Source organism: Plantibacter sp., assembly GCF_059073635.1.
In genome coordinates, this window is record NZ_JCACOF010000006.1 from 22844 (window position 1) to 33126 (window position 10283).

General features: G+C 69.4%; 10 protein-coding genes and 2 pseudogenes. 7 read left to right on the plus strand and 5 right to left on the minus strand.

The genetic code is table 11. The annotated features are described in order from the left end of the window. Window position 1: 1 nt before the first annotated feature. Both AC5JOC_RS05165 and AC5JOC_RS05170 read left to right on the plus strand, forming a co-directional pair. Window positions 2–526: a dienelactone hydrolase family protein gene (locus AC5JOC_RS05165; RefSeq protein ID WP_494245660.1), complete on the plus strand. Its 525-nt coding sequence runs from the start codon at window positions 2–4 to the stop codon at window positions 524–526. A 38-nt stretch (window positions 527–564) separates the two neighbouring features. Then, complete coding sequence (locus tag AC5JOC_RS05170) at window positions 565–942, plus strand: bleomycin resistance protein (RefSeq protein ID WP_411556978.1); 378 nt, start codon at window positions 565–567, stop codon at window positions 940–942. A 42-nt stretch (window positions 943–984) separates the two neighbouring features. Here AC5JOC_RS05170 and AC5JOC_RS05175 read toward each other — a convergent pair whose 3' ends face one another. Both AC5JOC_RS05175 and AC5JOC_RS05180 read right to left on the minus strand, forming a co-directional pair. Then, a complete protein-coding gene (locus AC5JOC_RS05175; RefSeq protein WP_494245662.1) occupies window positions 985–2307 on the minus strand; it encodes a GNAT family N-acetyltransferase in 1323 nt (440 codons plus the stop codon). Between the two features lie 60 nt (window positions 2308–2367). Further along, window positions 2368–3177: a MerR family DNA-binding transcriptional regulator gene (locus tag AC5JOC_RS05180; protein WP_494245664.1), complete on the minus strand. Its 810-nt coding sequence runs from the start codon at window positions 3175–3177 to the stop codon at window positions 2368–2370. Between the two features lie 153 nt (window positions 3178–3330). Between AC5JOC_RS05180 and AC5JOC_RS05185 the strand changes: the two genes are divergently transcribed. The 3 genes from AC5JOC_RS05185 to AC5JOC_RS05195 are packed head-to-tail and all read left to right on the plus strand — an operon-like array spanning window position 3331 to window position 5055. Continuing rightward, window positions 3331–4509, plus strand: a complete 1179-nt coding sequence (locus AC5JOC_RS05185; RefSeq protein ID WP_494245665.1) for a Fic family protein — start codon at window positions 3331–3333, stop codon at window positions 4507–4509. After that, window positions 4509–4736 carry a GNAT family N-acetyltransferase gene (locus AC5JOC_RS05190; protein WP_494245667.1) on the plus strand — a complete coding sequence of 76 codons (228 nt, stop codon included), beginning with the start codon at window positions 4509–4511 and terminating at the stop codon, window positions 4734–4736. The genes AC5JOC_RS05185 and AC5JOC_RS05190 overlap by 1 nt, the downstream gene beginning before the upstream one ends. After that, complete coding sequence (locus AC5JOC_RS05195; protein WP_494245671.1) at window positions 4705–5055, plus strand: GNAT family N-acetyltransferase; 351 nt, start codon at window positions 4705–4707, stop codon at window positions 5053–5055. The genes AC5JOC_RS05190 and AC5JOC_RS05195 overlap by 32 nt, the downstream gene beginning before the upstream one ends. A gap of 9 nt (window positions 5056–5064) precedes the next feature. On the opposite strand, the gene AC5JOC_RS05200 is transcribed toward AC5JOC_RS05195, so the two are convergent. Beyond that, entirely contained in the window at window positions 5065–6234 is a 1170-nt protein-coding gene (locus AC5JOC_RS05200) for a glycine C-acetyltransferase (protein ID WP_079706562.1), read from the minus strand. Between the two features lie 49 nt (window positions 6235–6283). Further along, window positions 6284–7396 (minus strand): L-threonine 3-dehydrogenase, encoded by a 1113-nt coding sequence (gene tdh / locus AC5JOC_RS05205; protein ID WP_137244318.1) that lies wholly within the window; start codon window positions 7394–7396, stop codon window positions 6284–6286. Window positions 7397–7556: 160 nt separating this feature from the next. Between tdh and AC5JOC_RS05210 the strand changes: the two are divergent. Next, window positions 7557–8402 (plus strand): annotated as a pseudogene (locus AC5JOC_RS05210) (LysR family transcriptional regulator); the annotation flags it as partial. A 48-nt stretch (window positions 8403–8450) separates the two neighbouring features. Continuing rightward, a pseudogene (locus AC5JOC_RS05215) lies at window positions 8451–8880 on the plus strand (VOC family protein). Window positions 8881–9491: 611 nt separating this feature from the next. Here AC5JOC_RS05215 and AC5JOC_RS05220 read toward each other — a convergent pair. Further along, window positions 9492–10025, minus strand: coding sequence for a hypothetical protein (locus AC5JOC_RS05220; protein WP_494245669.1), 534 nt, complete (start codon window positions 10023–10025; stop codon window positions 9492–9494). Between the last annotated feature and the right edge of the window lie 258 nt (window positions 10026–10283).

A 10283-nucleotide genomic window follows, 5' to 3' on the forward strand; every position in this document is an offset into this window, starting at 1 on the left:
GGTGCCCACCGGCCCGATCGCCGACCACGTCCGGGCACTGGCCGCCGACCTCGCGGCCCGCACGCCGGGCCCTGGCGTCGGCGTCATCGGCATGTGCTTCACCGGCGGATTCGCGCTCGCGGCTGCCGTCGACGAGCACGTCCTCGCCTCCGTCATGAGCCAGCCGTCCACGCCGTTCCCCGTCAGCCGGGCCCGCCGCATCGACCCCGGGATGTCCGCCGCCGAGTTCGACGCCGTCGCAGCCCGTGCGGCTCAGGGCTCGGTCTGCGCACTCGGCCTCCGCTTCAGCGAGGATCGGGCCGTCCCGCGGGAGCGCTTCGCCACCATCGCGGCCAAGCTCGGCGACGCGTTCGAAGTCATCGAACTCGACTCCTCCCCCGGCAACGCAGCCGGCTTCGCGAAGACCGCCCACTCGGTCCTCACGGGCGAGGTCCGCGAGCGCGACGGCCACCCGGCGTTCGAAGCCCGCAAGCGCGTGGTCGCCTTCCTCCGCGAACGACTCGCGACACCGGCCACGCAGGCCTGATCTTCCCAGCCGGCCGACACGCTGCGATCATCGACTCCATGACCTCGACACGACACGACCGCGCGACACCGAACCTGCCGTCTCGCAACTTCGACGCGACGGAGACGTTCTACTCGGCGTTCGGGTTCGAGCGCACGTTCCGAGACGAGGGCTGGTTGATCCTCGTCCGCGGTGGTCTGCAGCTCGAGTTCTTCCCGGCACCCGACCTCGACCCGGCATCGAGTAACTTCATGTGCTGCCTGCGTGTGGCCGACGTCGACGAACTCTACGACGCCATCCGACGTTCAGGAGTCCCCGAGGCGACCGTCGGCGCGCCTCGCCTGCATCCGGTCCGGATGCAGGATTGGGGACTCCGGGCCGGATTCCTCATCGACCCGGACGGCACGCAACTCACCCTCATCGAGCAACGCGACTGATCCGCGACGGCGCGACGTCCGCGGGTCGCTGCTCGGGACCGCCTAGAAGAAGGTGATCCCGTGCGGCGCGCGCGGCGTCTGGAGCATCGATCGCAGCAGGAGCGGCGCAGCAGGGTCGGCCGCCTGCAGCACACCGGCTGCGGCGAGCGACACCGGGGAGACCGCGCCGAGCAGGAGCGAACCGAGGTCGGCGACGTCGAGCGCGAGGTCGGCGCCGGCAGCGTCGGTCTCGTCGCTCAGCTTCGTGGCGGTGCCACGACCACCGGTCACCTCGAGGCGGAAGGTGCCCGCCGCGTAGCCGAGCGCGTCGGTCACGGCGATCGTCAACGAGCCGTCGACCGCGAACGGACGCGACGCGAGGACGGCCGGGAGGTCGAGGACGCGCAGCCACACGTGGTCCTCTTCGTGCTCGATGTCGTAGGCGCGGTTGTCGCCGAGGGCCGAGACGATCGGGTCGTCGAGGCGGGCGCGGTTGTACTTCACGACGTCGTTGAGGTCGATGGAGAGCAGGAACTCCCACAGCGACAGGTAGGCCGCGTCGGTCGCGTAGACGAGGTCGATGATCTCGATACCGGTCTGACCGCCGGGCTGCTCGACCATGCGCCACGTGACGTAGCCGTCGACCTCCTCGCCGTCGGCGGGACGGTGCACGGCGGCACGGGTGTCCTTCGCCGGTTCACCGTCGCGACCCAGCGTGCCGAGGACCAGCGGCCAGGATCCGGTGTTGCGGACCATGGACCCGATCGAACGCTCGTCGAAGCGGTCGAACACCTGACGTGCGACGCCGTCGACCAGGTACTCGGGCGTGACGACGGACACGATGCCGCTCGTCGGCGCGAGGAACGGCAGTGCCTTCGCGCGCTTCACGACGACGTTGCGCTCACGGATCGCGGAGCCGAATCCGAACCGACGGTAGATCGTGCCCTCGCTGGCGGTGAGGGCCGCGATCGCATAGCCGTCGGCGACGCCGCGCTCGAGAGCCTGCGTCATCATGCGGCGCAGGATGCCGCGGCGTCGTTCGGTCGGGCGGACCGTGACGTCGGAGATCGCCTGCGTGTTGATGCTGGTGCCGTCGCCCCAGCTGAGCGCCTTCGGGAACCAGGAGAAGGTGCCCGCGGGCCAGGTCTCGTCGACCGAACCGGGCTGCGGCTTGCGGACGTAGGCGCCGAGCAGCACCGCTTCGTCGGCGATGAGTTCGTTCACCTTGCGCTTGCGCGCCTCCGGCTTGGGGGTGGACTCGTGGAAGCCGAATCCGATGGCGTCGAGGGCCGCGAGGCTCTCCGGGGTCGGTTCACCGTCGGCCCCGTTCGCGAACGGGAACTCACGGAGCTCGTAACGGGCGTCGAAATCTTTGCTGTTGGCCACGACTCCAGCCTAACGACCCGGCCTGACACGCCCCCGGGAAGCGCGATGGGACCAGCGACCTCACGGCAGGGTGATCGACACCTCGACCGTGTACTCGTCGGCGGTCTGGCCGAGCACCCGCTGCCGGAGCTCGGTGGTCGGCATCGTGATCCCCCGCTCCGCGATCGCGTCGAACAGGGCGACCACCGCGGGGTGGGTCGATCCCTCCGGGAGCTCGACGCCCGGTTCGGATCGCCAGACCGCGGCGAGCTCGGTCCGCTCGGGCAGCACGTCGACCGTGGTCTCGTCACCACCCCACGTCGGTTCGAGCTGCGACGAGGTCGGCCAGCAGCAGACGATCTCGACCGCCCCCTGCTCGCCCGGTCGGAGCGCGGTCCAGAACGTGCCCGTCGGGCCGACCCCGGCCTCCTGCAGGGCGACGTAGAGCTGCGAGAACTGCTCGTTCGCGTCGTCGTCCGTCACGGCGTCCTCGTCGCCGCGCGGCACGGTGAGCACCCGGCCGACATAGGGCTGGGGCGGGAGCGCGCGTTCGACGATCTCGACCGGTGCCGCGAGCGACGCGACGACCGAGCGGGCCTGCGCGAACGCGTGGTCCTCCTGCTCCCGCTGCTCCAGGACCAGGCGGTGGTGCACGTCGAGAGCGGTCGACGGGTCGGCGCCGGCGACGGAGACGCCCACCGCGGCGAGGGGAACGCCGGCATCGCGGAGGGCCTTCACGATCACGCCCGCGCGCACCTGCTCCTCGCCGTAGCGGCGGTAGCCGGAGTCGGGATCGACGTCGGCCGGAACCAGGACGCCCTTCTCGTCGTAGTGGCGGAGCGCCTTCACGCTCAACCCGGTCATGCCTGCGAACTCTCCGATGTGCAACATGCTTCAAGCATCACGCCTCCCCCTACGGGAGAGTCAAACCGCTGACATCGGCGTCCAAACCGCACCCCGAAGGTTCCTTAGTGAAGGATAAGCGCCTAAACTTCACTAACGGCTGTCGTAACTGCAACTTCGGCCGGGAAACAGGAGGGGACGATGACGACCGCTGTCACGTATGAACAGCGGCCCTGGCGGTCGCGTATCGCTCCCGACGCGTTGCCGAAGCGCGAGCGGCTGCTCCTCGCACAGCCATACGACGCCGCGGTCCCGCCGCCGATCGCGGACCTCGACATCCGCTTGTCGGATGGTCTCGTGGAGCTGCTGGGCGAAGCGCAGGAACGGATCATCCGTTTCGACAGCGAGGTCGGTCACGTCACCGCGCCCTTCTCGTCGATCCTGCTGCGGAGCGAATCGGCGTCGAGCTCGCAGATCGAGAACCTGACGAGCAGCGCGAAGGCGATCGCCGAGGCCGAGTTGGACGAGCGCGATACCGGGAACGCACCGCTCATCGTCGCCAATGTCCGAGCTCTCGAGGCAGCACTCGCGGCATCGGACGAGCTCTCCAACACGACGATCATCGCCATGCAGGAGCAGCTCCTCGGCACATCGGCACCGGAGATCACCGGCCGATATCGCGACGAGCAGGTCTGGATCGGGGGCGGCAACTTCGGTCCGCATGAAGCAGACTTCGTTCCGCCGCACCATGACCGTGTCGCAGCGGCGATGGACGACTTCATCGCCTACTCCCTCCGACCGGCACCCCTCCCGCTCGCTGCGATCGCCGTCGCTCACGCGCAATTCGAGACCATCCACCCGTTCCCTGACGGCAACGGGCGCACCGGTCGAGCGCTGGTGCAGGCCGCCCTCCGGCGAGTCGGACTGACCAGCGGGGTCACTGTGCCCATCTCAGCCGGCATCCTGCAGCAGCGCGACGACTACTTCGCTGCACTCACCAGCTATCGGCAGGGCGACGTCGAGCCGATCGTCCACGTCTTCGCCGACGGTGCGTTCCTCGCGATCGCCAACGGACGGACATTGGTGGAGGAGATCGAGACCATCCGAGCCGCATGGCAGCAGGCCTTGCGCGACATCCGCGCCGATTCGGCCGCGCATCGCATCACGGCACTGGCACTGGAGCATCCGGTGATGAACAGTCGACTCGTGCGCGAACATCTCGACGCCTCAGATCGCACGGTCTTCAACACCCTCGACACCCTCGTCGACCGTGGCATCCTCACGGTCGGCTCGTCGCGACAGCGGAACCGTCTCTGGACTGCGCCTCCCGTTCTGGCAGCGCTCGACGGGTTCGCTGCGCGCAGCATGCGGCGCGGCTGATGGCGCTCCCCCACGACACGGAGCGCCTGCGGTTCCGGCGCATGACACCGGCGGACCTCGACGAGATGGCGAAGCTCCTCGGCGACCCTGCGGTCATGGAGTTCTACCCGTCACCGAAGACCCGCGAGCAGGCCGCGGCGTGGATCGCCTGGAACCAGGACAACTACGCGTCCGTACGGCCTCGGACTGTGGATCATCGAGACCCACGACGGCGACTTCGTCGGTGACTGCGGCCTGACCTGGCAGCGGGTCAACGGCGAGCTGAAGCTCGAGGTCGGGTACCACGTGAGCCCCGCCTGGCAGGGTCGAGGGTTCGCGACCGAGGCCGCCGCCGCCAGTCGGGACTTCGCCCAGGAGCACACGGACTCGTCAGAGCTCGTCGCGATCGTCCACCCCGACAACCGGGCGTCGTCGCGCGTGGCGGAGAAGATCGGCATGCGACGCGTGGACGACGACCTCGGGGCAGACGGGTCGGTGCGGCACGTGCTGAGCATGCGACTTCGATCGACGGCCGCCCTCAGCGACGCCGATCACCTCGCTGAGTAGCCGCCGCACCTACCCCCGCGCCGCCACGAACGCCGCGACGCAGTCCTCGATGTCCTGCTCGCTGTGCGCGGCACTGATCTGCACGCGGATGCGGGCCTCGCCGCGGGGCACCACGGGGAAGCTGAACGGGATCACGTAGATGCCCTGCTCCAACATCCGCGCCGCGACCTGCACCGCCTGCTGCTCGTCGTCGAACATCACCGGGATGATCGGGTGCGAGCCTTCCAGCAGCCGGAAGCCCTCCTCGGTCATGCGGGCACGGAACAGGTCCGCCTTGCGGAACAGTCCCTCGCGCAGCTCGTCACCCTCCGCCGCGAGCTCGACGGCCCGACGCGCTCCGGCGACGAGCGACGGCGCCAGGCTGTTCGAGAACAGGTACGGCCGGCCCGACTGCCGCAGCACGTCGACGATCTCCTGCTTCGCGCTCACATACCCGCCCGACGCACCACCGAGCGCCTTGCCGAGGGTGCCGGTGAGGATGTCGACGCGGTCCTGCACGCCGAACAACTCCGGCGTCCCGCGACCGCCCGGGCCGACGAAGCCGACGGCGTGCGAGTCGTCGACGAGGACGAGCGCGCCGTAGCGGTCGGCGAGGTCGCAGATCTCGTCCAAGGGCGCGTAGAAGCCGTCCATCGAGAACACGCCGTCGGTGACGATCACGGTGCGACGCGCGTCGGCGGCGTTCATGAGCTGCTGCTCGAGGTCGGCCATGTTGCGGTTGCGATAGCGCAGGCGGCGGGCCTTGCTCAGGCGGATGCCGTCGATGAGCGACGCGTGGTTGAGCGCGTCGGAGATGATCGCGTCGTGCTCGCCGAACAGCGCACCGAAGACGGCTCCGTTCGCGTCGAAGCAGGAGGAGAACAGGATGGTGTCCTCCGTGCCGAGGAAGGCGCTCAGCTCCTGCTCGAGGTCGCGGTGGATCTGCTGCGTGCCGCAGATGAAGCGGACGCTCGCGAGCCCGTAGCCCCACTCGTCGAGCGCCAGCTTGGCCGCATCGACGATCGACGGCTCGTTGGCGAGGCCGAGGTAGTTGTTGGCGCAGAAGTTCCGCACCTCGCGGCCGTCGATCGTCACGTGACTGCCCTGGCGGGACGTGATCGCGAACTCGCGCTTCGTGAGGTCGTCGGCCTCGATGCGGTCGAGCTGGTCGCGCAGCTGCGTCTTGATGGTGCCGTACATGTCGTCTCCTCGGGGTCGAGTGGGCGGTTGAGCTGAGTGTGGCGGTCGCTCAGGCGGCGGTCGCGGCGTGGGCGGCGACCGGTGCCTGTTCGTCGACGACGCCGGTGATGACGACGTCGCGGGTGTCGGTCCAGTCGATGAGCACCTTGCCCGCCGCTCCCCCGCGCGCGGTGTCGAACGCGTCCTGCCAGGAGGCGAGCGGGAAGCGGGCGGTGACGAGCGACTCGAGGGCGTTGCGGAGCTCGGGGCTGTGGTCGACCATCGCGCTCGCGTGGTGCCAGGTGTCGAACATCTCGCGGCCGTAGATGCCCTTGATGGTGATCATGCGGGTGATGACCTTGGTCCAGTCGATCTCGATGTTGGTCGAGGGCAGACCGAGGAGCGCGACCTTGCCGCCGGTGTTGAGGTTCTCGATGAGCTCGCTGGCGGCGGCGGCCTGTCCCGACATCTCGAGGCCGATGTCGAAGCCCTCGAGCATGCCGAGCTCGGCCTGGGCGTCGGCGACCCGCTCCTTCGAGACGTCGACCACGCGGTCCGCCCCGACGGCGAGGGCCTTCTCGAGGCGGTCGGCGACGACGTCGGTCGCGACGATGTTGCGCGCCCCGGCGACCCGGCAGACGGCGATGGCCATGAGCCCGATGGGGCCGCAGCCGGTGATGAGGACGTCTTCGCCGAGGATCGGGAAGCTGAGGGCGGTGTGGACGGCGTTGCCGAGGGGGTCGAAGAGGGCGCCGAGGTCGGGGGTGACCTGGTCGCCGTGGACCCACACGTTGGTGGCCGGCAGGACGACGTACTCGGCGAAGGCGCCGTCGAGGTTGACGCCGAGGCCGCGCGTGTGGCGGCAGAGGTGGCGGCGGCCGGAGCGGCAGTTGCGGCACGTGCCGCAGACGAGGTGCCCCTCACCGGAGACCGCTGCGCCGACGGGGATCCCCTCGACGCGGCTGCCGACCTCGACGACCTCGCCGGAGAACTCGTGGCCGGGCACGAGCGGGGCGTCGACCGCGCCGGCCGCCCACGGGTCCCACGACTCGATGTGGAGGTCGGTGCCGCAGATGCCGGTGCGGTGGACGCGGATGAGGACGTCGTCGGAACCCATGGCCGGCATCGCGCGCTCGACGAGTTCGAAACCGGCGGTGTCGGGTCGTTTCCAGAGGGCGAGCAACGGCGTTCCTTCCTGCGGGAGCGGCGGCGGCCGGTGGTGCCGGCTGTCGCGGACGGGCGTCGTTGCGCTGTCCTGGTGACCAACGTAGTCAGATCGATCCGTCATGAATATTGAGGGTTTCCACGTGACCAGTTAGCTTGAGCTGATGAATCTCTCTCAGATGCGGATCATGCGCGAACTGGCCGAGCGCGGCACGATCGCGGCGGTCGCGCGGCACCTGCATGTGACGGCGCCGGCGATCTCGCAGCAGCTGGCCGCCCTGCATCGCGAGCTCGGCGTCGCGCTGACGTATCGGGTGGGGCGCGAGATCCGCCTGACCGAGGCGGGCATGGCGCTGGCCGAGATGGCGGGGACGGTGCACACGCTGATCGACCGTGCGGCCGAGACGGTGCGCGAGTACGGCGGCGACACCGGCGCACGGGTGCGGGTGGCGGCGTTCCAGAGTGCCGGGCAGGCGTTGCTGCCGGGGTTGCTGGAGGACGCTGATGGCGGACCGTCGCTGGTGTTCGGCGAGCACGATGTCGCGCAACCGGAGTTCGCCGAGCTCGTCGATCAGTACGACCTCGTCATCGCGCACCGGATGGACCATGACGAGCCGTGGCCGTCGGAGCAGCTGTCGGTGACGACGCTGTTGAGCGAGCCGTTCGACGTGGCGATGTCGGTGGATCACCCGCTCGCGGGCCGGTCGTCGGTGTCGGCGGTCGAGCTCGCGGACGAGTCGTGGATCGCCGCCCACGCGGGCTTCGCGCCGGATGTCGCGCTCGGGGTGGTCGAGGCGACGGCGGGGGTGCGGTTCCATCGCGCGCATCGGGTGAACGACTACCACCTGGCGGCGTCGCTCATCGTGGGCGGGGAGCTGCTGGCGTTGTTCCCGAGGTACACGGCGCCGCGGGCCGACCCGCGGCTGGTGCTGGTGCCGCTCGAGGACGTGCGGATCGCGCGCAACATCGACGTGCTCGCGCGGCCGCATGCGCTCGCGCGGGTCGCGGTGGCGGGGACGCTGGAGCGGCTGCAGGACGGAGCTGATGCGCTGCAGCGGGAGCGTCCGTCGGCGCTGGTCGGGCCCGGGTTGCATCACGTCGAGGTGTGGCTCGCGGACGTGGAGGCGGAGCGTGCGGGCTGGGCCTGGCTGCTGTCTGCGTGTCGGGTTCTCCCAGGAGAGCGAATGGCCGGGCGGCGAGTCCTGGGAGGCCGGCGACACCTACGTCACGCTGACGGCGTCGCCGAACCTCAGTGCGGAGTCGCACGATCGGCGACGGCCGGGCGTGAACCATCTCGCGTTCCGCGGCGGCACGCGGGAGGCTGTCGACGCGATCATGGCGGCGGGCCCCGAGCACGGCTGGCGGCCGCTGTACCAGGACCGCTATCCGCACGCCGGTGGCGAGCAGCACTACGCGGGCTGGCTCGAGAACGAGGCGGGGTTCAAGGTCGAGGTGGTCGCGGATCCCGTGGTCTCAACGGGTTCGCGGGCTGACGACGTCTGAGCATGCGCCACCCGCGTCTCGACGCTGACGATCGCGATGATGACCAGGCCGATGCAGCCGAGCCCGGCGATGGTGTTGCCGCTGAGCAGGAAGATTCCGCCGAGCCCGAGGCAGACGAGCAGGAGATCGTTGAAGCTCCCGGCCCGGGCGGTGACGGATCAGGTCACGCTCAAGACCAGCCGACTCGTCGACCCGACCCTTCGCGAGGAGACGATCCCGGAGCATGTTGGACCCCAGGCCCGACGACGATGACGATCACCGCGTAGAGCCGCGCTCGACGCATCGGCAGCGGGACCTCCTGCCAGAGAACCGTCCTGGACGAGCCACACGAGCACGATGGCGCACCTGCCACGGCCGGCCGTGAAGATGTACCAGGGCTTCCTCATCAGGCTCCTCCCCCGCTGCGGATCGGCCGATGCCGAACATCTCATCGACGCTAGGCGCAGGGTGAAGTGACGTCAATGCACTGGTGACATAAGCCACACGCGTTGTCCGTGAGACCAGCTACTCCGCCGCTGATCGCGCGCCTCATGACGGTGCGGCGCAGGGGTCAGCTCGCGAGGACGCCAACGCCAGCGGGTCCGCTCAGAGTCGGTGGTCGGCCGCCCTCGTCACCGCTTGCCGAGATAGATCTCACTGGCACAGAGCGCAGCGACCTCTGGAAAGGTGAGGCCCGATTCGGAGGAAGCGAGCTCTGGCACGCACAACATGACCTCCATCGGCTCGATACCGAGCTTGTCGGTGACGGCGAGGACCGAACTCCAGGCTCTGGAGAAGTTGTCGGTCGTGACCGGCGTACCGGTTGCGACCAGCGCCGCGGCAGTCGCCTGCTGCACTCGTTCGTAGGAGTACGAGCCGCCAACCACCTCGCGTGCTTGTTCTATCGGATCATCCGCAGCCTGCAGCGAAGGAGCGTCAGCTGGCGGCGACTGCATCGAGGACTGGCTGTCCGATTGCACGGCTGCTGGAGGACGCGATCCGCCGACGACAACGCTGACGACGACGATCGCACCGATCGCCGCGATGATCGAGCACGCGATCAGCAACTGTCCCGCCGTCGTTCGTGTGAACTTCAGCGGCGCGGGTGGGTCTCCCCCGGGATCGGCTGCGGGTGGCGGTTCAGCCATGCGGAGGTCACTCTCCATCGGGTCAAGTCGGAGTGGTCGATGCTGGCCGGGAGATGCCGGGCTCGTCGATCCACCTTCCGCCACCCTCCCACAACTCGGGCGCGTGACCCATTCTGGGACTGATGACCCCCGCCCCTCCCCCGCCAGACTGTGCTTGGCCCGGTTCGCGGGTCCGTCACCTGCTCGTCGATGATCCGATGCCGCTGCGGGTCGCGTTGACCCGATGCAAGGACCGTTCCCATGAGCTCGACCACCCCGCCCTCTGCCACGCCCGCC

Excerpts from the sequence above, each read along its gene's own strand:
- AC5JOC_RS05170 (WP_411556978.1), top strand. The coding sequence starts at position 565 with ATGACCTCGACACGACACGACCGCGCGACACCGAACCTGCCGTCTCGC.
- AC5JOC_RS05180 (WP_494245664.1), bottom strand. The coding sequence starts at position 3,177 with ATGTTGCACATCGGAGAGTTCGCAGGCATGACCGGGTTGAGCGTGAAG.
- AC5JOC_RS05185 (WP_494245665.1), top strand. The coding sequence starts at position 3,331 with ATGACGACCGCTGTCACGTATGAACAGCGGCCCTGGCGGTCGCGTATC.
- AC5JOC_RS05190 (WP_494245667.1), top strand. The coding sequence starts at position 4,509 with ATGGCGCTCCCCCACGACACGGAGCGCCTGCGGTTCCGGCGCATGACA.
- AC5JOC_RS05200 (WP_079706562.1), bottom strand. The coding sequence starts at position 6,234 with ATGTACGGCACCATCAAGACGCAGCTGCGCGACCAGCTCGACCGCATC.
- AC5JOC_RS05220 (WP_494245669.1), bottom strand. The coding sequence starts at position 10,025 with ATGGAGAGTGACCTCCGCATGGCTGAACCGCCACCCGCAGCCGATCCC.